Here is a 19,755-nt window from a genome sequence, read left to right on the forward strand (position 1 = left end):
TCTTTCCCTGTTAATATTTCGGACGCAGCCATCCAACCAGCCCAGAAAGACGATTTTTTGGCGAGTTCGTAGTTTTAATCTCTCTTGCGTTAGATGCCAATGTGCGCTTTAACCCCCACGAAGCAATATCTACTGCTCTTAAGCATAGTAGATTAAAAAGGAATTATTAGCAACTATTCTCAAATATTTTAACATATAGTTAACCAACTCAGCCTTAGCCGAGACACCACGAGACTAAATATAGATCCTGGTTTCAGAGGTCGATCGCCCTAAATCCTCAAGTAGGAGGCGATCGAGCATATATACTTAAATATTTGAGGGGAAGGGGCGATCGCGGAGGCATCGGCCCTACCGATTCACACTTTATCAAGAATTATGCCAGCAAGTTTTCTCCCAAAGTCGATCGCACAACTCACAGAATCTACCTCAATTGCCTTAGCTAAAAGCATTCAAGTAGAGGCAATTACAACGAGTCTCAACCAGCAGCCAATTGCCACAACCTACGCGCGCCAAGGCAGCGGAAACACCCCCATTTTGTTAATTCACGGCTTCGACAGTTCCGTATTTGAATACCGCCGCCTGTTGCCGCTGCTTGCCGAAAAAAATGAGACTTGGGCGGTTGATTTGTTGGGTTTTGGCTTTACAGAAAGAGCCGCGGATTTGCCATTCAGTCAAAAAGCGATTGGAAGTCACCTCTACTATTTCTGGAAAACCCTTATTTCGCAGCCTGTAATCTTAGTTGGCGCGTCGATGGGAGGTGCCGCAGCAATAGATTTCACTCTCAATCATCCCGAAGCCGTCAAAAAATTAGTGTTAATAGACAGTGCTGGTTTTGCGGTAACATCTAATAAAGGAAAATTTTTAATCCCTCCTTTAGGATATCTAGCAACTTCATTTTTACGCAACCCAATAATTCGCCAAAAAATTAGCGTCAATGCTTATTTCGACAAAACTTTGGCTTCTGTTGACGCACAAACCTGCGCGGCTTTGCACTTAGAAATGCCCAACTGGAATCAAGCTTTAATTGCATTTACCAAAAGTGGAGGTTACGGCGGTTTTGGGCAAAAACTATCGCAAATTCAGCAGCAGACGCTGATTTTGTGGGGAAAACAAGATAGAATATTAGGGACTGCGGATGCAGAAAAATTTAAAAGTGCGATCGCAAATTCCCAACTAATTTGGATACCGGATTGCGGACACGTTCCCCACTTAGAAAAACCACAGATTACCGCTCAACATATCTTAGATTTCATAGCTAAAGTAGCAGGTTCGTAGTGAGGACTTCAGTCCGCATCTCAGGTTCGTAGTGAGGACTTCAGTCCGCATCTCTTATCAGAGGACTGAAGTCCGAACAATCAAACGTTAAACTTTCGGTAAATACTTTTGTACAATCGTCCATCCTGTGAGCAACACAATAACAAATCCCCCACACAAAGCCAAATTAGTGCCAATGTGTAGCGGACGCGCCCAAGGATGTTTAGGGCCAATTTGCAGCCCGCTTCCTACAGAAACCAACACCAACGCCACCACAGCCAACCCCGCCGGTAAATGAGCTGAGTGACCCAAATTGCCATAGTATCCGAGCGTACCGACTACGCCAATTAAGAGCAGTAAAATTACCAGAGTCGCCATCCCCGCACCAGTCCCCAAATGAAAGGGACGCAGCCATTTTGGGCGTGGCTGTTTCGTGCTGCGGGCGGCAAACATCCACGTTCCAGTAACGGCCAACAACAGGTAAGCCAAAAGCGCCACACCCATTGACCACGCCGCTATTTTCCACAACCACAAGAAAGAAGGCAGATTCATGATTTAAATCCCGAGTTAGGGATTTGCAACAAAGGTTTCTTTCCGATTTTACCTGCACCTGAAACCAAAAATGAATATTATTGGCAGAAAGTGCGATCGCACTTTCCACAGATTCCATCTATCAGGACTCAATTCAAACGCCGGATATCACACTCAGATTCATTGACGTTATTGATTTGTAAATAAGAGTGTTTCCCAAGCGCCTTCCCTTCTAGCTTCGTGGTTTAACTGTCAACAAAAGGCATTTTATAAAACCCTAATTTTTGTTCTACGATCAAGCGGAAAAACGGCAGACCTTCTATCAAATATCTTCTCCACAACCTTCTCGGTTCGCTTAACAGTCGGTACGCCCATTCGATGCCGACTTCGCTCATCCATTTCGGAGATCTTGCTTTGCAACCAGCTTCAAAATCAATGGTTGCACCTACGGCCAAGAAAACTTTCACGTGTGTGAATTTACTCCTGTATTTAACCAGCCACTTCTCTTGCTTCGGCGCTCCCACTCCTATCGCCAGAACTGTAGCTCCTGATTTATTGATCGTGTCAATTATTGCTTCACACTCCTCCTCATTTTTTTCAAAGCCAAAAGAAGGAGAAAGTGCTTCAACAACTATTTCTCTACCAATTTTTTGATTGATTTTTTCCTGAGCTTTCCTGGCAATTCCTTCAGCCGCTCCTAGCAAAAATATTTTAACGTCCTCGTTATCCTTGTGATACATATAAAATGCCGGAAACAAGTCAGAACCCGAAATCTTTTCCTTGATAGGAGTACCCAAAAATTTTGAGGCATACATCAAGATTTGACTGTCGCAGACTCTATAACTAGATGTATTGTAAGCTTCATAAAAGTCGCGGTCATATTGCAACTTAATTAAGTGGTCTACATTGGGTGTAAATACGACACCACCTTCGTCATCTAGTTTTTCAAACAACTCTGTAATTGTAAAGTTATCTATCGCTACATTCAATAAATTAACTGTTTTCATTTTTTTATTCCCATCTAGCCTTGATATTCAACTACAACTCAAACCATAAACCCACAATACAGCAAGAGTGTTTTCACTACTTGGGCGTGGGTGTGAATATACTTTTTTTAGTATATCGCCCTACACCCTACCTGTCCAGTCAGAATGTTTAAAGATTGTGTAAAGAATCTGCTGCTTTTAGGAAAAAGTGTATAAAGCTAATTTGGTTTACAACTCGCAACACAGTTTTAATCAAAACACAATCCGGTGCTAATGTTTGAAACCTTGCCAATTAATGTCGATATTTTATTTTATTACATTAATTTTCAGCCAACTGAGAAAGAGATTGCAACTTCCCAACTAGATTTAATACAAACATAGTAGATTCTTAAATTTTTGTATCTAGAGAATGCAATATATTTTCAAGCTTTGAGCGCGCTCAAAGCTTGAAAATCATCCTGATTTTTGGTGAACCAGCGACTGTCTTCTTGGTGGCGAAGGCGAAATGGTTTTCTTGGCCTTCAGACTTTCTGGAGCTTTTAAAGCCAGACCCGATATTCCTCCAGCAATGACCGCAAAAATCGGGTTAGCCATAGCGTTCAAAACACAGTCAAACATATACATAGTTACGGCTACTCCCAGGGCCGCAGCGGGCGCTACTTTCGGATGAGACCAGGTTCTGGCGGGATACTTGAACGCAAAGACGACAACAGGAAGTAAAAATGAAGCAAATAAACTAACTAAACCGACTGCACCGTTGATGCCAAATGCAATAATCCACAAGCTATCGGTGACCGAGATATCTTTACCGTACCCGTCGTATACGCGGTTTCCGCCCGAATCCCCCCAGCCAAAAATAAATCTTTGTCGCGCTTTATCTCCTAATATCTCTTCCATGTCAAATCTAAACTTCAGAGAGGCGGCCCGTTCTTCGCCAAATATGGGATTGATTACGCTCATCACGTCGTGGCTCGAGAATTGACCAGATGCAGCTACGTACAGATAAAACGCTATATATCCAATTACGAATAGTAGTGGCAAAGAAGTGCGAAACCACTTGGCACAAAATAATATGAGTAACGCGATAAAAAATAAAGTATAGGCACCTGTAGAACGGCAGAGGAAAAAAGCGATAGTTAATACAATTGCTAGAGTCTTAATGTTTTTGCCCTGAAACTTTTTGAGCGTCCCAGTTTGCCAGAGCCAAATTCCGATTAAGGCTGCTGTCATCATCCACACGCCCACCATCAAACCGTGCTGCATAAATACTACAGGTCTCCACCCCCCCATGCGCCTTGCTTGACCCCAGTCCTCAAAGGCGTTGACGCCGTAAACCATTTGGTGCAGAAGTGGGCCCTTAACCCCTTCCAATAAAGTAAAAGGAACGTAGGCTAAACCACCTGCAAAAATCCCGATCGCCAATTGTCGCAGCCCGTCTAAACTACCCAGATACAACCGTCCAAAAAAATAAGGCAGACCCCAAGTAACGATTTGGTTGAAAGTCGGAGAAATTGGGCTACCGCCATTAGTAAGTTGTGAAATAATTGGAGACAAACAGCAAATTACGATTGGCACGTCCAGCCAGCCAGGCTTAAATTTGGTGAGGCGCTCAGTGTCGTAGATAATAACACCCAGCAAAATGGCGTAGCAAGATGCGGAAACTTTGGTATAGGCGGGCAATATGGGGATGGGATAAGAAACTTGTGGTAAAAATAGCCACGCTGCCACAAAAGTGATAATTACCGCCCGCTGAGTCGGAAACCTCACAAACAAGTAAAGAACGATCGGGATCAAACCGAACATCGTCAATGGGATTAATGCAGCCATAGGTTTTTTTGGCAGTAAAATGGTGGTAGAAAGACTACTTTATTTCCCGGATCTGAATTCTCGCTCCTACGATCGCCTCTTTACCCGATCTTGATAAAGCGGTTCTCAAGCGTGGTGAGGTATGCCCACGGAGACCTATGACGGAGGCCAATGCCCTATGCCCTATGCCCATGAGTACCTCATATGAAAGCTCGAAAGGCTATAAATAGATCTCTATTTGTACAGCTTGTCCGTTAATTGTGGCTGACGTTCGACTGCGGTGTACAGTGCAGCCTCGAAGATATCGGTTGCATCCTCCCAGGTATAATGTATCACCGTGTCCAAAGCAGTCTCAGACATGGCCCGCCATTCGGCATCTGACAACTGACAAATCTGCTCGATCGCTTTTGCCATATCCTCTGGGTCTTCTGGTTTCACAAGTATTCCACCCCCGCCAGCGAGGAGTTCCGGAGCCGCGCCAGCAGGAGTGCCGATCACTGGAGTGCCACAAGCCATCGCTTCTAAAATTGGCAAGCCGAAGCCTTCGGTTTGGCTGGCAAACAGCCAAGCATCGCATTTGCTGTAAAGTTCTTTGAGTTCGTCTTGACTAGGTATCTTGTAATACTCAATATTATGCTGCAACAAATCCGGAGGAGCAGTTTCGCCGGAACCAAAGGCAACTAAACGAAGATTAGGGATTCTTTTGGCCGCTAGATTGAAAGCTTCAATGGCAAGAGCACAGCCTTTCCAAGGAGCTATAGAATAGTACATCCCGACTGTGGGAACTGACTGCTTGCCCCGCGGCTGCCCCGATCGCGATCGGGGGTCGTAAAACTGTGTGGTGTCAACAGTGGGAGGCACGAGAGATACAGACAAATTACCAAATTCATCCCTAGCCTTGTCTTCCAGCCACTTAGCGACGGCAATTTTGTGCATCGGCAGCCGCCAAGTTGCATCTACTCGAGCTTTTGGTGTGTAGTCAAAAGCCTCGTAGTGTTGGAGAAAATATACTTTCGCTCCTTTGCTGGGGGAGAGTTTAGACACCCACTCGGCAGTTTCCCACCAAGTAGCCATGATAATATCGGCATCAGGTACGTCCCTGTCGGTAATTGGACGGTAGGTTTCGGTAACTCGACTTTCGACATCTATACGGTCAAAGTGAGACGGCCCTCTCGCCTGAGCGGGTTCCCAACCCTTACCTCTGACCACAGAGCGCAATTGTTGCATTAAAGTTGGTCGTTCGTGAGGTGTAGAGACGATACATATTGTGTGTCCTCGCTGTTGGAGAATTTGTGTGTAGATAGACAAAACCCTCATGCCACCTGTAAGAGCAAGGGTAGGAAGGACAAAAGTAATTCTCATAGTATAGGTAGATGTGAAAGATCAAAACTGGTCGATCGAACTTCTCCATCCTAATCCATTCGCACTTACCAGTCTCTTTTTGGGTTTGGCGCAGGGTTTAGGTCAATGATCGAGGCGATCGTTACTTGATGTCGAGCCGGCCGTACTTTGTCGTCAGGGACTTTTGCCAATGACAAATCAGGAGATGTGTGAGGATTAGACAAGTCTAACCTTTAACAGCCTGAGCTTTCAAACATCCGTTGAACTCGGGTTGAGATTTTGGCCGGCAGTAACAGGAAACCAGTATTTGAGGTAGATGCGGTCAGAATTAGTGTCGAAACTGCTGGGTATAAAACAGGACACCGCCGATGTGAGTTTTACTAGAAGCACCCTACCAAACGATAATTGAGTTCCTACGCAGAATCCCGCGATCGCTGGCATCACTAGCGCAGAATTTCAAATTGCCGCTGTTAACATCAAAGCTTAACTTTTTCCGGCGCCGGTGGGAACCGCGCATGGTAATGGGCCCCGCACATAGTAGGGAGAACAGGAAACTATGTTAACTTCACGCTGTTGAGATTTCTCTACAGCAACTTTCAATCCTGCTTCAAAATGCTCCGTGGCATCTTTCCAAGAGTAATTGGTCACCTTAGCATAGGCGGCTTCCGACATGGCTTGCCACTGGGCATTCGACAAATGACACATAGATTCTATGGCTTTTGCCATTTCTTCGGGATCTTCTGGGCTTACAAGTATGCCAGTACCGCCGCTCAAAATTTCAGGAGCAGCGCCTGCTGTGGTACTGATGACGGGAGTGCGGCACGCCATCGCTTCGATAATTGGCAAGCCGAAGCCTTCAGAGCGACTCGCCAGCAGCCACGCATCGCATTTGCTGTAATAATCTTTGAGTTTGTCTTGGTCGGGTCTAATTACATACTCGGCATTGGCTGGTAGCGGCAATTCCGGGGATGGGGCCTCTGTACCGAAGGCAACCAGACGCAGGTTGGGAATTTTTTCAGCGGCTAGGGAAAAAGCTTTGAGTGCGATGTCGGTTCCTTTCCAGTAAATTGCAGAGTACATCATGCCAATGGTAGGAACCGATTGTTTGTGGCGAGGGCAGGCATAAAATTGCTTGGTGTCAACGCTCGGAGGAGCTGAGGAAACTTGGCGATCGCCATATTTAGTCCGAGCTAGGTCAACTAACCAGTCAGAGATCGTAATTTTGTGCATGGGTAGCTTCCAGGTTGCTTCGACTCTACCTTCAGGTAGATAGTCAAAAACTTCATGGTGCTGGATAAAATAAGCTTTAGCTCCTTTGCTCGGGGAGAGTTTTGCTACCCACTCGGCGGTTTCCCACCAGGTGGCAACTACTACGTCAGCGTCAGGCACATCTTTGTCTTCTATTGGGCGCGAGCGATCGATAATTTTGCTTTCTACACTGAGATTATCGAAAAATGATGGCTCATTTTCAGGTGTGGAAATCCAACCCCTTCCCCGCAGCAGCGACTTGACTTGCTGGCGCAGACTCGCTTGCTCATGGGGTACAGAGATGACGAACACGGAGTGTCCTCGTTGTTTCAAGAGTTCTGCGAAAATAGATATTACTCGAATTCCACCAGTCAGACACAGAGTAGGAAGAACAAAGGTGATTTTCATGTTTAACTCCCGCTGAATAATCCGACTCGGTTTCGACGCTGCGATGAGCGCGCTTTGTGAGAGCCGACAGGAAAGAGGGGCGGGTGAATCTTAATTACCGCTTTCCCGGTGTGGGCATAGAATCAAACCTAGCGACTGTTCGCAACACCCCAGTATAGATCCACAATTTCGCTGTCATTCAATCTATAGTAATGATGGATTCGATTCACCAACAGTTCCCTGCGGGATATTTTTTCGGGTCTGCGAAAGTTACTTCTCAAGACAGATACGCGATCTAACATCAGCTTTTTTCGCCCCACACACGAAGCTCTACAACACTTCCTGCCTAACATAACATCATTTGCTGATCTTACCGACACAGAGTTACGGTTTACCGTAACTCTCCAAACTTTAGTGTTGGGGAAAGGTAGCCAGCGTAACAATATTCCGGAGATTGACAATCGCCGTCCGGAAAAATTTGTTATAAAATTCTATTAAATTAAATTATTAGTTATAAAATATTAATTCGCGATAGCTATCATCGCTAGAAATACTGATGCTTGACTGTGTGTTTTAAGTTACTATACGCTCTGTATCGCTTAAAAAATATATTATTTATTCTGAATTCAGAGATGTAATTTGCTCAAACACCTGCACGGACGCGAGCTGATTCTGAAAGGGAATCGCAGAAATCACAGTCATGGATAGGTTAATCAGGAAAAACTGGTTTTTTTTAACTATTGCTCGATCTTGTTGCCGTAAATGTCTTAAAAAACCGTTTGATGCGTCTGGACTGCTGAAAAAGGTAGGTTTGTCGATCGCTACAGAATATATAATTTGATTGGTATCAATTTAATTAACTGCCTGAGTTTTAAATTTTTTAATGGCAGGCGATCGCCTGAAAGTATCCCCAAAAGTGACTGCCACTTCTCCACCGAGTATGTAGCGTGCCCAACAGATGTCTAAGTAATTACCGTAAAATTCAAGTTCCCCCAATTACCTAACGATCGTGTAAATATCACAACAATTGTCATGGTGCAGTGATATAGATCGTGGCAACCTTGACTCTTAATTGGTAGCCGCAGCTTAGCGGTATGTATCAAGCGAGTTCGCTTACAAAAAAAATCCTGCTATGAAAAAATCATATTTCCTGAGTTGACGATTCCGAAGGACAATCGGTGTACTTTTGAGCGTTGTGGTGCCCAGGGTGGCAACGATATGGTTTGCCAGTTTTCACGCAGTAAAAATTATGCGATCGCCAGCGCAACAAAATCTCTAACTTTAAATAGATGTCTTCACACAAAGCATTTCTCGGTGGGAATACATGAACTTTCAATTGTTGTACAGCATCAGTCAAAATCCCAGCAGCGTCCAATACGGTTGAGTTAAGAGAGTCCCGCAGTCATAACGATTTGAAAAATAGACACTGAGATTGCTCTGGGGCGCGATCGCTGCGGACAAAAAGTGTTAGCCCAAGCGTATTGGGCTATAGTTTAATACGGTTCACTTAAGAAGATAATTGCTCAGCGCCCACCTGACTTAACCGAGAAATGTCATAGTCTCTGCGATTGCCGCGCTCGATCGCTCGCAATGACAAAAACGTTAAGTGAACCGTATTTGGCTATAGTTGCTAAAAAAGTGGCTAGTTAAAGAGGATTTGCCAAGCAATCATTGCGAGGGCTAAATCTGCGATCGCGTGGCTGATATAACTAGGCCACAGCGAACGGTAAGTTAGATAACAGTGCGACCAAATTATCCCGGCGGTGAAGACGGCGAATGAGCCTAAAATCACAGCGCGCCAGTCGCTGTAGGCTGCGATTACAAAAATGTGGTGGAGGGTGAAAAATAGTGAACTGAGAAATATGGCTGGTTTTCCTGGTATCAGAATCTGGCATTTGTTGCAGACAAACCACCGCCAAGTAAATTCTTCAATCAGCGAGTTAACTAGCACGAAATATGCTTCAACAATTAAGTAAATATTTTGGCTGTTGGTTCCCAATTGGCGAGCTTTTTCTTTGGCCGCTACAGGATCGATCCAGTGCTGGCCGAAAAGGCTGTAGATACCCACAATTACCGCAAACATGGCTATTCCCCAAATGGCTCCAGCCCGCAATTCTCGCCGCTTGGGGAGGGATAAATGCAGTTTTTGCCGATCGACTAAAACAGACCAGGCGATCGGGAAAAGGAGCAACCACACTTGACACAAGGCTGATACTGTTTTTCCCCAGCCTCCGGGGGCAATATACAAGCCTGTTATTATACCAATACTCGCAGCGGGGACGAGCAGTGTGAGAGCTAAGAGTGCTGTTTTGCGATCGCCAATTTCCAGCATTTTTTACGCCACCTTTGAAAATTTGGATTGACATCAAAGGTAAAAGCTTGGCCGGTTCCCAGAGGTGATACCAGTTTTACAAAAATTTAACTTTAGCCAAACCTGAAATTCTGATGCCGTCAGTCATGCCCAATATAAAATATAAAATATAAAATAGTATGATTTTTGTGCCACTTATCAAAGTGGTGCGTCTTTGTGGCATCGGAAAATTGGTATAATGGCGATCGCACTTCCGATCCTAATCAGGAATTACTCTAAATTAACTCAGTTGTCGGCTTTTTGAAATCCGAGCGATCTTTCTATTTCGGGTTCAGCACCATTTTGCAGCCAATCAAGAGGTTTTTCTGCTATTTAGGCTGGATTTACCCATATAATATCTTTAAGCTCATCAACCTCTACTGCTACTTTAGCAAAACATTGTCTGACTTTGTTATCAAGTGAAATTACTGTGCGATCGGTAGCGATCGCAGCTTCCACCAACCGCAAATCTTTAACCATTATTTCCCGCTCTTTATCGCTTTCGGCAATCGATTCAACTTGAGACCACAAATTATCATCTACCGCGATATCGCAGGGGCATAGTTTCTTCTTTGCCACCATCCGGCGCAGCCATATACGAGCGGATTTTGATTGATGCTTGTTCCACTCATCTCTAATATTTGGAGTCATCACAACTCTGTGAGAAATATCCAAGACAGCTTGGAGAAAATCGCGACAGTAAACGGATATTGGATAGGTAGCATCTTCTCCACCAGCAGCACGCGCAACTGAAGCATCAATTACCAGGCGTTTAGAAATTTTATCTGCCATGTTAATGCTTCCACAAAACAGCTTCGGCTGCATCCAAATAGCGGTTTTCTAGATGCAAAGAGACATCGCCAAAATCTTCCGGCCACTCTCCAAAAGCTCCTGTTTCATCTAGATCGGCACTGCTGACTTCTGTAACACCATCGTCGCGCCGTTTAAACCAGTGAAGTTTGACTAAATCAGGTAATATTTTACCCTCGGCAACTAACGATTGAACTGCTAAAAGCAGCAATTCACTGTGAGTTTCTAGAACTACTCGCACACCTCGATTTGCAGCATCAACTAATATCTCTGCTAAAGCAGCTTGAGCGCGAGGATGCAAGTGAATTTCCGGCTGTTCTAGGTAAACTAATTGTCCTGGTTCTGCTACAAGCAAGGCAACTAAAATAGGCAAAGTTTGCGATACCCCAAAGCCAACATCAGCAATACTAACCGTATCGATTGCACTCCCGCTGCGGGATAAACGACCTACCAGCAGTTCAATTTGTACGTCATTAATCTGTCTGGCTTCAACTTTCCAGTTGAGTCCCAGGAACTCTAAGGCTTGACCCAATTTTATCAGTCGATCGTCCTTGGTTTCTTGCCAGGAATTAACTATACTAGCAACATAATTTTCAAAAATTCCAGTAAATTCACTGCCAAATGCTGCGATATTATAGGTGCGTTCTGGATTGCCTCTCGATCCGGGAACATGAATTATCTGGCGAATATATTGTTGAAAGTTGATTGCCAAATGGGATGAATCAAAATGACTTTCACCAAGTCGTAAGTCTAAAAAACCTCGAACATTACTTACGCTCCATAGTGGCGGTTCTTCGTCAATATTGTCTAATAAAATATAGTAATTTTCCGCAAAGTTTTCTGGAAGAACCTCAATCACTTCTTGATGTCGCATTCCCGGATAAATAGTAATAATTTTATCATTGTCAGGAAAACAGTAAATTGCCTTGACAATTCTAATGCCAGGTTTTGGCTGCTTGCTGAAAACGTTTTTCAAAAAATTATCTCTCTCTAGATTAACCCTGACATAAAACTCATCGTTGTATTTTTCAGGTGACAGTTTAGACAATATCTGTTCTGCGGATGTAAACTTAACATTCGGCCCGTCAAGTTTCAAACCACCCGGATCGTAAGGGGCTTCTAGCGTTTGCTTCATCAGCAATAGCGGCTGCATAATGCTAGACTTACCAGAACTGTTGGCACCGGCTAAAATTGTCAGCGATCGCACTTCAATTTGGCACTCTTCATAAATAGACTTGTACCCGCATACTGCAATTTCACTAATTCCCGATACAGGCTCTTTGTTCTGTGTTGCAAAGGAAGTGGATTGAGTCATAATATTATGTTTGCATTGTCAGCTCTAAATACCATAATATTATAAGATAATCTTTAGTAGCTGTGTATTTTGGCCCAATGACGATCGCAATTGACTTTGGAACTAGCAACACCGTCGTCGCTCGCTGGAATCAGGCTCTCCAGCAGCCCGAAACTTTGAAATTACCGGGATTGTCGGCAATCTCGGTTCAAAATCCACCCCTAATTCCCAGTTTACTCTACGTTGAGGACGCTGCTCAAAATAAAGTCATCCTCGGTCAGCAAGTCCGCGACAAAGGCCTCGATCTGAGTGGAGATTCTCGGTTTTTTCGCAATTTTAAGCGGGGAATTGGCACTTTTGTGCAGGGTTTTGTGCCGGAACTTGACGGGCAAATTGTTGATTTTGAACGAGTCGGTGAGTGGTATTTGAGCCAAATTGTGAACTCAATTCGCGAATTGCCTTTGTCGGTAGATTCTTTGGTTTTTACTGTGCCGGTAGATAGTTTTGAAGCTTACCGCCATTGGTTGGGTAAAGTTTCTGAATCTCTGCAAGTGGAACAGGTGCGGATGTTGGATGAGCCTACGGCGGCTGCTTTGGGTTACGGTTTGGCCGATCGCGAAATTCTATTAGTGATTGATTTCGGCGGCGGCACTCTCGATATTTCATTGGTACGCCTCGATGTTAATGCCAACAAAAAGCCTTTGGGGTTTTTGCTGAAATGGGGCGAAAAGTTGTTAGCTGAATCTTCTGCACAAAAGACAAAAGTTGCCAGGGTTTTGGCTAAAGCCGGACAAAATTTAGGCGGTTCTGATATTGATAATTGGTTGGTTGACTATTTTGTTAAAACGAAAAAGTTGGCAAAATCTCCGATTACGACGAGGTTGGCAGAAAGGTTAAAGATTCAGTTATCTTTGCTAAATAATGCGGCTGAGGTTTATTTTGATGACGAAACTTTTGAGAGTTACGAATTAGAATTAGACCGATCGGGCTTTGAATCTATCCTTGCCGAACATCAGTTTTTTGAGAACCTCGACGAGTGCATGAATCAAGTATTGCAGCAAGCGCGGCGCCAAGGCTTAGAAATTGGCGATATCAATGCAGTTTTGCTCGTTGGCGGTACTGTCCAAATTCCAGCGGTGCAGCGTTGGGTGCAGCAATATTTCGATCCGGCAAAAATTCGGTGCGACAAACCCTTTGAGGCGATCGCCCAAGGTGCTCTACAATTAAGTCAAGGCATAGAAATCAAAGATTTTCTCTATCACAGTTACGGCATTCGCTACTGGAACCGCCGCGAAAATTGCCACAGTTGGCACAGTTTAATCAAATCCGGTCAGTCTTATCCGATGACCGAACCGGTAGAATTAGTCTTGGGAGCTTCTTTGGAAAATCAGCCCAGCATAGAATTAATTATCGGCGAATTGGGAGCGGAAACTGGTGGGACGGAGATCTATTTTGACGGCGACAGGCTAATTACTCGCCAACTCGCGGGCGAAAGATCCGTACAGCCGCTAAATGACAAAGACGGAGCTCGCAGTATCGCGCAATTGACGCCGCCTGGGTATCCGGGGAGCGATCGCATAAAAATCTTTTTCCGCGTTGACGAACAGCGCTTTTTGCGGATTACTGTGGAAGATTTGCTAACCAATGAAACTTTGTTAGAGGATAAACCAGTGGTGCAGTTAAGTTAAATATAGGACGTACGGTTGAAACCGCGTCTAGACAAAGGAAGTCCGCCTCCGCGGACTGAATGAAATCAAAAATTCCCACGCCCTTGAAGTGAATTTTGTCTCCATAAATGTAATTTTAACCGCTCACTCTTCAACCTGCGGAGGCAGGTTTTGTCTGTATAGACGCGGTTTCAACCGCCGTTTGATCTACGAACCTATTAGTTAAATTTCAGATTTGTGCACCACTACAGGCGTCCCCACCGAGGCCCAATTGAACAGCCATTTAGCGTGATTTACAGCTACATTTGTGCAGCCGTGAGTGACGGGATTTCCAAACAAATTGTGCCAGTAAGCGCCGTGAATTGCATTACCGCCATCGTAATACATTGTATAGGGAACGTCGGGCACGTCGTAGTCTTCCCCAGTCATTCTAGTAACGCGATATTTGGTTTGGATGGCAAAGGTTCCCGTGCGGGTGGGAGTCGATGATTTGCCGCTGGAAATAGTCACCGCATAAACGGGTGTATTTCCTTCCCAAGCTATGAGTTTTTGTCTTGACAAATCAATTTCAATCCAGCGCTGACTGGATTGCTGCAACTGCATGATTCTATTGGCAATTATGTTGCGCTGTTCGCCTGCAAATGCAGGAATTTGTCCGCCACAAAATGCAGCAACTGTTAGGGCGCAGGCAACACATAAAGTTCCTGCGCGACGCAAGTAAGTTGAGTTGATAATCATGTTTATTCCTCACACCCAAGACGATTTGATAGTTTTAGATTGAAAAATTGAAGAATTGGGAAACTTTCACACCTGGTACTATTTTAAATTGTAGATTATAGATTTTAAATTGGGAAAGAGGGCTTAACAAGTTGTTAAGTTTTGGGTGAGAGTTTTGGCAATTTCGACGATCGCCCGCCAATCTCGATTTTGCACTAAGTGTTTGGGAAATAAGTCTCCGGCTAAACCAACGGCGATCGCCCCAGCGTCAATAAATACCTTGGCATTTTCCAGCGTCACCCCGCCCGTGGGAATCAAAGGAATGTCGCCCAGAGGGCCTTGCAGGCTTTTCAGGTAAGCAGCGCCTCCCAAGCCTGCGATCGGAAAAACTTTCACGCAGGTAGCACCTGCTTGCCACGCCGTCATAATTTCTGTGGGAGAAAAAGCACCAGGGACGATCGGCACTCTCGCATCAACTGCTGCTTGAATCATGCCTACATCGGTGTGCGGAGTAAACAGGAATTGAGCCCCGCAATCTATGGCTTGCTGCAACTGTTCTAAGTGTAATAAAGTGCCAGTACCAATACTAAAATCTGGCAATTCTGAGCGGAGTTGCGAAATTAATTCAGCGGCTTTGTGGGTATTCCAGGTAATTTCAATAAATTGGATTCCTCCTGCTGCTACAGATTTTGCCATCTGCCAAGCGACTTCCTGTTCGGATGAACGGATCACGGCGATCGCTCGGTGTTTTTTTAGTAGTGTCAACCAAGATTGATGATTCATGCTAACTCATTCTGACTAGGATATAATTTTAGTACACATTACAAAATTCGATATATGCCAAACTACAATATGCGCGGCGTTCAATTTTTAACAGACAATGAAGGCAACAAAACCGCTGCAATTGTTGACCTCAAAGAACACAGCGAATTTTGGGTTGACGTGTTGGCTGAATGTGGCGAACCGACAGACTTTCAGTTTTTAGTTGACGGCCAAGGCGAAAAAATTGCGGTGCTGCTTGACTTCGAGAAGCACGGCGAACTCTGGGAGGATGTTTATGACTCTTTGACTATTGAATCTAGACAAGATGAACCAAGAGTTCCCTGGGAAGAAGTTAAGCGCCAGCTTGAGGAAAAGGGTATGTTGAATGTCTGATTACTTGGTCATTACTGCACGTTCGGCTCAAAAAGACCTGGACGCTCTGCCCGTTGAAATCAGCAGTCGCATTTATCCCCAGATAAATGCTTTAGCCAGTGTGCCCCGTCCCCCAGGCTGTCTCAAGTTAAAGGGGAAGAAAAACGGCTGGCGAATTCGGGTGGGCGATTACAGGGTAATATACACCATAGATGACGACAGCCGCACGATCGATATCAGTAAAGTGCGTCACCGGCGAGAAGTTTACCAAGGGTGATATCAAGTCCGGTTATATCGAAATGATGCAGTGCGATCGCCCGATCGCTACCCCTCTAATCGCTGATTCATTGGACATTTGTGGAAAAAGCATACATATATCCATCGTTGCGGTGGATTGATTTACAGTATTTATGACGTACTGGACTAACCTTGCCGAGTGGCGTTCTCATTTCAAAAACTCCGCTTTCTCTGACCGTCAGCCTGCCGACGTGAGTGCCTGCAAACCTCCCAGAGGGGAGAATCGCACTTACCATGTCGCCAGTCCCAAACCCAAAAAACGTTTTGCACCGCGTTCTGTGCTTGACAGGAAATCCGTATTTATTGGTTGTACACATTTGACGGCTGCCCCATCCTTTAGCTGCAATTAACAACGGTTGATCCGTTAAAACTTGCAGCACTTCTACATTTCCTACACAAGCTGCATCCAGCCAATGAGTTTTAGCTAGTCCTAAACGAGTCCGATTGTACTTTGTTCTACCTCCAGTTGAAACTTCTATGGGCAATCCTGTTTGTTTAAGTTGTTGGAACAATGCCCAGCCGGTTGAATTCACAGCAGTTGCATCTTTCAAAGGTTGTGAGGCCTGTTTCAAAATACGGGACAGGATGTCAGGCTTTTTGAACAAGAAATCCCGAATATCTTGATTGCCTTTGGCTTGGTTGCACCCACGGCAGGCTAGGGTAAGATTGGAAACGCGATCGCTTCCCCCTTTTGATTTGGGGTGGATATGTTCTACCTCAAAAGGTACGTTTTCAACACCGCAATAGGCGCACTTTCTCCCCCACTTCGCTAACAAGTATTCTTTGACTTCATAGCCCGCAAGTTCCCCTTGCTGATACTCTTTGCCGGATATTTCGGGATTCTGCATTGCAAGTAAGTCAAATTTAACTAACTCTTGGGATATGCCTGTAATTGCGACGTATCGACGGATGCGGTTGACCCAAGTCACGATGTTTTTCACCCTAGATTCTAAGCTTGGTGGCAACCATCCAGGTGCTCTTGTGCGGTTCAGAAAACGTGGTTTGCGGTAACGAGTTTTGCGGTTGCGACGATTGCGACGAAGGTTGCGACGTGACTCTAAGTCATTTTTAATTTGTTGCCCGCGATGGCTCAAATGAGCCCCCCAGAGAACTTTATTACCGCTAACGATCGCCAGCCCAGTAGTTTTAGAACCTGGATCAATTTTTAATTGAGTCGGTTGCGTTTTTGGGTGAGAAACCGCATATTTCAGAATAATTGTGAACGGGTAACGGAGATACACAGCAGCTTGGGCTAGTTTTAACAATCGTCTTGCTTGTCCTGGTGCTACTAGCTCAAGTGGTTGTTTGTTGGTATCTAAAACGAATACAAAGTTAGACATGAAAGTCCTCTGATTGCTCAGGTTATGTTTTCCTCGCCAATGTTTTGATGGCTTGTTGGGTTAGAGACACTGACTTAACCAAATACATCTGTTTAATCTCTAACGACAGAGCTACAAGCTGGAAAGCACCCGTAGGTGTCATCACCCTCAAAACGTAGTATTCAAGATACTTAGGCTGGCTATTTGTCCAGTGTATGAACTAGCTGTTGAGTCTTGTCCACTGTTTGGTGAATAGCATTGCACAATGAAATTAAACAGCCGATCGCACCACAAAAAAATCGGGGCGATTCCAGACAATACCAGAAGCACCCCAATTATCGATTTTAAGCTTTAGATTAAATCTAAAATCTAAAATCCAAAATCTAAAATCAATTAGGCAATTGTCGCCATCTTGACATCGCTGTTAGCTAACAAATTTTGCAATTCATCAGCATCGACAGTTTCCTTGTCAACTAGCATATCTGCCAAGGCGTTCAGCACGTGGCGGTTGCCGACGAGCACGTCTTTAGCGCGCAGGTAAGCTTGCTCTACCAACAAGCGGACTTCATCGTCGATCGTAGCTGCGGTTTCTTCAGAAAAGTCCCGTTCGGCCATGATATCGCGACCCATGAACATATTCCCTTGTTGGCGACCGAGAGCTACAGGCCCTAGCCGATCGCTCATTCCGAAGCGAGTTACCATTTGGCGTGCTACTCTTGCCACTTGTTGCAAGTCGTTGGAAGCGCCAGTTGTGACTTCTTCCTCACCGAAGACAATCTCTTCAGCAATGCGGCCGCCCAAGGCTACCGCCATTTGATTTTGCAAGTAAGAGCGAGAATACAAGCCAGAATCCATGCGATCTTCGCTAGGTGTGAACCAAGTCAAACCACCAGCGCGGCCGCGGGGGATAATGCTGATTTTCTGTACGGGATCGTAGTCGGGCATCAGGGCACCGACTAAAGCGTGACCGGCTTCGTGGTAAGCTACTAAGGTTTTGCGTTTTTCGCTCATCACGCGGTCTTTCTTTTCGGGGCCGGCGAGGACGCGATCGATCGCATCGTTGACTTCATCCATCGAGACTTCGGTCAAATTGCGACGGGCTGCCAAAATTGCTGATTCGTTGAGCAAGTTAGCCAAATCCGCACCTGTGAAACCGGGTGTCCGGCGGGCGATTTTTTCCAAATCCACATCTTTTGACAAGGTTTTGCCGCGGGCGTGAACGTTGAGAATTTCCAGGCGGCCGGAGAAATCGGGGCGATCGACCACAACTTGGCGATCGAAGCGACCTGGACGTAGCAGCGCAGCATCCAGCACGTCGGGGCGGTTAGTAGCAGCAATCAAAATGATGCCAGTATTGCCTTCAAAACCGTCCATTTCGGTCAGTAACTGGTTCAGGGTTTGTTCCCGTTCATCGTTACCACCGCCCAAACCAGCTCCGCGCTGGCGGCCTACGGCGTCAATTTCATCAATAAATACGATACAAGGAGCGTTTGTTTTAGCTTGTTCAAACAAGTCGCGGACGCGGGAAGCACCGACACCGACGAACATTTCGACAAATTCCGAACCGGAAATGCTGAAGAAAGGAACACCTGCTTCTCCGGCGACTGCTTTGGCGAGCAAGGTTTTGCCTGTTCCGGGAGGGCCGACTAACAGCACGCCTTTGGGGATTTTAGCTCCGACTGCGGTGAAGCGATCGGCATTTTTCAGGAAGTCCACGACTTCAGCGAGTTCTAGCTTGGCTTGTTCGATGCCGGCTACATCGCCGAAAGTCACCTGAGTTTGAGGCTCCATTTGGACTCTAGCTTTCGATTTGCCGAAGTTCATGGCTTGATTGCCGGGCCCGTTTTGGGCGCGCCGCACCAGGAAAAACAGTCCCACCAAGAGCAGGATCGGGAAGAACAGGCTGCTGAGGGCTTTTACCCAGAAGCCTTCGTCGTTTTGGGGCAGAACTGAAATATCTACCTTATTTTTGGTCAGGATGTTAATCAGTTCGGGGTCGTTAGGCAGGTTGACAATTACCTTGCTGCCGTCCTGAGCCGTTACGAGAGCTTTACTGCGATCGGAACTGATATTTATTTTGTCTACTCTGTTGCCTTCGACTTCCTGAATGAATTGACTGTACTTCCAAACTTCCCTACTTGGGGGCTGTTTGTCAAAAAATGCAGTGGCTAGGGCAATGACTACAATAGCCAGCAGTGCGTACAGTCCAGCGTTTCTCCAGCGTTTATTCACCGAGGTCGATCCTCCTAATTATTTAGTCCCTGTGATTTGGGAATTTTTATTTATGTTCATCAATCTTAACGTATTTGTAACTTGTTTTTGTGTTGTCAGGAATCCCGGCAAGGGCGATCGCTCGTCTGAAGTAGTGGAAACCGAACTGCCCTGAAAGCCGTCAGGAGATGGGAGTGCTTTACTAAGGAGTCACATATAGCATAAATTAAAACTTGTCAAGCCTTTAGTCGAAGTAATCTTGAGGGGGCGGACTCCTGATAAGATCAGTCCTGGACGCACGGGTGGCCAGAAACCGGGTTTTTTTACGAAAATCCTTCGTTGGAGTCGCGAGATTAGGCAAAAAACCCGGTTTCTTTGGTAGGAATACGTCCAGGACTAAAGA

16 protein-coding genes are annotated in these 19,755 nt (G+C 45.3%); 4 read left to right on the forward strand and 12 right to left on the reverse strand.

The genetic code is table 11. The annotated features are described in order from the left end of the window. Nucleotides 1-375: 375 nt before the first annotated feature. Nucleotides 376-1,275, forward strand: a complete 900-nt coding sequence (locus JGK36_RS04150; RefSeq protein ID WP_293184412.1) for an alpha/beta hydrolase — start codon at nt 376-378, stop codon at nt 1,273-1,275. An 87-nt stretch (nt 1,276-1,362) separates the two neighbouring features. Here the strand turns inward: JGK36_RS04150 and JGK36_RS04155 are convergent, their stop codons facing one another. The 8 genes from JGK36_RS04155 to JGK36_RS04190 all read right to left on the reverse strand — a co-directional run bounded on the left by JGK36_RS04155 (nt 1,363) and on the right by JGK36_RS04190 (nt 12,028). Next, nucleotides 1,363-1,806 carry a DUF4079 domain-containing protein gene (locus JGK36_RS04155; protein ID WP_293196150.1) on the reverse strand — a complete coding sequence of 148 codons (444 nt, stop codon included), beginning with the start codon at nt 1,804-1,806 and terminating at the stop codon, nt 1,363-1,365. 224 nt (nt 1,807-2,030) lie between these two features. Then, on the reverse strand, nt 2,031-2,792 hold the full coding sequence (locus tag JGK36_RS04160) for a WecB/TagA/CpsF family glycosyltransferase (protein ID WP_293184416.1): 762 nt from the start codon (nt 2,790-2,792) through the stop codon (nt 2,031-2,033). Nucleotides 2,793-3,224: 432 nt separating this feature from the next. Then, complete coding sequence (locus JGK36_RS04165) at nt 3,225-4,598, reverse strand: O-antigen ligase domain-containing protein (protein WP_293196152.1); 1,374 nt, start codon at nt 4,596-4,598, stop codon at nt 3,225-3,227. Between the two features lie 213 nt (nt 4,599-4,811). Beyond that, on the reverse strand, nt 4,812-5,939 hold the full coding sequence (locus JGK36_RS04170; RefSeq protein WP_293178827.1) for a glycosyltransferase family 4 protein: 1,128 nt from the start codon (nt 5,937-5,939) through the stop codon (nt 4,812-4,814). A 462-nt stretch (nt 5,940-6,401) separates the two neighbouring features. Then, the gene (locus JGK36_RS04175) at nt 6,402-7,574 is read right to left on the reverse strand and encodes a glycosyltransferase family 4 protein (RefSeq protein ID WP_293178824.1); all 1,173 of its coding nucleotides are present in this window, start codon (nt 7,572-7,574) and stop codon (nt 6,402-6,404) included. Between the two features lie 1,621 nt (nt 7,575-9,195). Continuing rightward, complete coding sequence (locus tag JGK36_RS04180) at nt 9,196-9,885, reverse strand: CPBP family intramembrane glutamic endopeptidase (RefSeq protein WP_293196154.1); 690 nt, start codon at nt 9,883-9,885, stop codon at nt 9,196-9,198. Between the two features lie 351 nt (nt 9,886-10,236). Then, nucleotides 10,237-10,695: a hypothetical protein gene (locus tag JGK36_RS04185; protein ID WP_293196156.1), complete on the reverse strand. Its 459-nt coding sequence runs from the start codon at nt 10,693-10,695 to the stop codon at nt 10,237-10,239. Nucleotide 10,696: 1 nt separating this feature from the next. Continuing rightward, nucleotides 10,697-12,028, reverse strand: coding sequence for an AAA family ATPase (locus tag JGK36_RS04190; protein ID WP_293189951.1), 1,332 nt, complete (start codon nt 12,026-12,028; stop codon nt 10,697-10,699). A gap of 77 nt (nt 12,029-12,105) precedes the next feature. Here JGK36_RS04190 and JGK36_RS04195 point away from each other — a divergent pair, with 77 nt between their 5' ends. Further along, nucleotides 12,106-13,695, forward strand: coding sequence for an Hsp70 family protein (locus tag JGK36_RS04195; protein WP_293196158.1), 1,590 nt, complete (start codon nt 12,106-12,108; stop codon nt 13,693-13,695). A 201-nt stretch (nt 13,696-13,896) separates the two neighbouring features. Here JGK36_RS04195 and JGK36_RS04200 read toward each other — a convergent pair whose 3' ends face one another. Beyond that, nucleotides 13,897-14,418, reverse strand: coding sequence for a L,D-transpeptidase (locus tag JGK36_RS04200; RefSeq protein ID WP_293178839.1), 522 nt, complete (start codon nt 14,416-14,418; stop codon nt 13,897-13,899). Nucleotides 14,419-14,535: 117 nt separating this feature from the next. Next, entirely contained in the window at nt 14,536-15,174 is a 639-nt protein-coding gene (locus tag JGK36_RS04205) for a bifunctional 4-hydroxy-2-oxoglutarate aldolase/2-dehydro-3-deoxy-phosphogluconate aldolase (RefSeq protein ID WP_293178812.1), read from the reverse strand. A gap of 54 nt (nt 15,175-15,228) precedes the next feature. Between JGK36_RS04205 and JGK36_RS04210 the strand changes: the two genes are divergently transcribed. Further along, on the forward strand, nt 15,229-15,546 hold the full coding sequence (locus JGK36_RS04210) for a hypothetical protein (RefSeq protein WP_293178809.1): 318 nt from the start codon (nt 15,229-15,231) through the stop codon (nt 15,544-15,546). After that, on the forward strand, nt 15,539-15,802 hold the full coding sequence (locus JGK36_RS04215; RefSeq protein ID WP_293178806.1) for a type II toxin-antitoxin system RelE/ParE family toxin: 264 nt from the start codon (nt 15,539-15,541) through the stop codon (nt 15,800-15,802). The genes JGK36_RS04210 and JGK36_RS04215 overlap by 8 nt, the downstream gene beginning before the upstream one ends. A gap of 67 nt (nt 15,803-15,869) precedes the next feature. Here the strand turns inward: JGK36_RS04215 and iscB are convergent, their stop codons facing one another. Further along, a complete protein-coding gene (gene iscB / locus JGK36_RS04220; RefSeq protein WP_293178803.1) occupies nt 15,870-17,162 on the reverse strand; it encodes an RNA-guided endonuclease IscB in 1,293 nt (430 codons plus the stop codon). Between the two features lie 372 nt (nt 17,163-17,534). Then, a complete protein-coding gene (gene ftsH3, locus JGK36_RS04225) occupies nt 17,535-19,373 on the reverse strand; it encodes an ATP-dependent zinc metalloprotease FtsH3 (protein ID WP_293178800.1) in 1,839 nt (612 codons plus the stop codon). Between the last annotated feature and the right edge of the window lie 382 nt (nt 19,374-19,755).

This window comes from Microcoleus sp. PH2017_35_SFW_U_B (genome assembly GCF_020737865.1).
Classification (GTDB): Bacteria; Cyanobacteriota; Cyanobacteriia; order Cyanobacteriales; family Microcoleaceae; genus Microcoleus.

Excerpts from the sequence above, each read along its gene's own strand:
- JGK36_RS04215 (WP_293178806.1), top strand. The coding sequence starts at position 15,539 with ATGTCTGATTACTTGGTCATTACTGCACGTTCGGCTCAAAAAGACCTG.
- JGK36_RS04150 (WP_293184412.1), top strand. The coding sequence starts at position 376 with ATGCCAGCAAGTTTTCTCCCAAAGTCGATCGCACAACTCACAGAATCT.
- JGK36_RS04205 (WP_293178812.1), bottom strand. The coding sequence starts at position 15,174 with ATGAATCATCAATCTTGGTTGACACTACTAAAAAAACACCGAGCGATC.
- JGK36_RS04210 (WP_293178809.1), top strand. The coding sequence starts at position 15,229 with ATGCCAAACTACAATATGCGCGGCGTTCAATTTTTAACAGACAATGAA.
- JGK36_RS04180 (WP_293196154.1), bottom strand. The coding sequence starts at position 9,885 with ATGCTGGAAATTGGCGATCGCAAAACAGCACTCTTAGCTCTCACACTG.
- JGK36_RS04185 (WP_293196156.1), bottom strand. The coding sequence starts at position 10,695 with ATGGCAGATAAAATTTCTAAACGCCTGGTAATTGATGCTTCAGTTGCG.
- JGK36_RS04175 (WP_293178824.1), bottom strand. The coding sequence starts at position 7,574 with ATGAAAATCACCTTTGTTCTTCCTACTCTGTGTCTGACTGGTGGAATT.
- JGK36_RS04165 (WP_293196152.1), bottom strand. The coding sequence starts at position 4,598 with ATGGCTGCATTAATCCCATTGACGATGTTCGGTTTGATCCCGATCGTT.
- iscB (WP_293178803.1), bottom strand. The coding sequence starts at position 17,162 with ATGTCTAACTTTGTATTCGTTTTAGATACCAACAAACAACCACTTGAG.
- JGK36_RS04155 (WP_293196150.1), bottom strand. The coding sequence starts at position 1,806 with ATGAATCTGCCTTCTTTCTTGTGGTTGTGGAAAATAGCGGCGTGGTCA.
- JGK36_RS04190 (WP_293189951.1), bottom strand. The coding sequence starts at position 12,028 with ATGACTCAATCCACTTCCTTTGCAACACAGAACAAAGAGCCTGTATCG.
- JGK36_RS04170 (WP_293178827.1), bottom strand. The coding sequence starts at position 5,939 with ATGAGAATTACTTTTGTCCTTCCTACCCTTGCTCTTACAGGTGGCATG.
- JGK36_RS04160 (WP_293184416.1), bottom strand. The coding sequence starts at position 2,792 with ATGAAAACAGTTAATTTATTGAATGTAGCGATAGATAACTTTACAATT.
- JGK36_RS04195 (WP_293196158.1), top strand. The coding sequence starts at position 12,106 with ATGACGATCGCAATTGACTTTGGAACTAGCAACACCGTCGTCGCTCGC.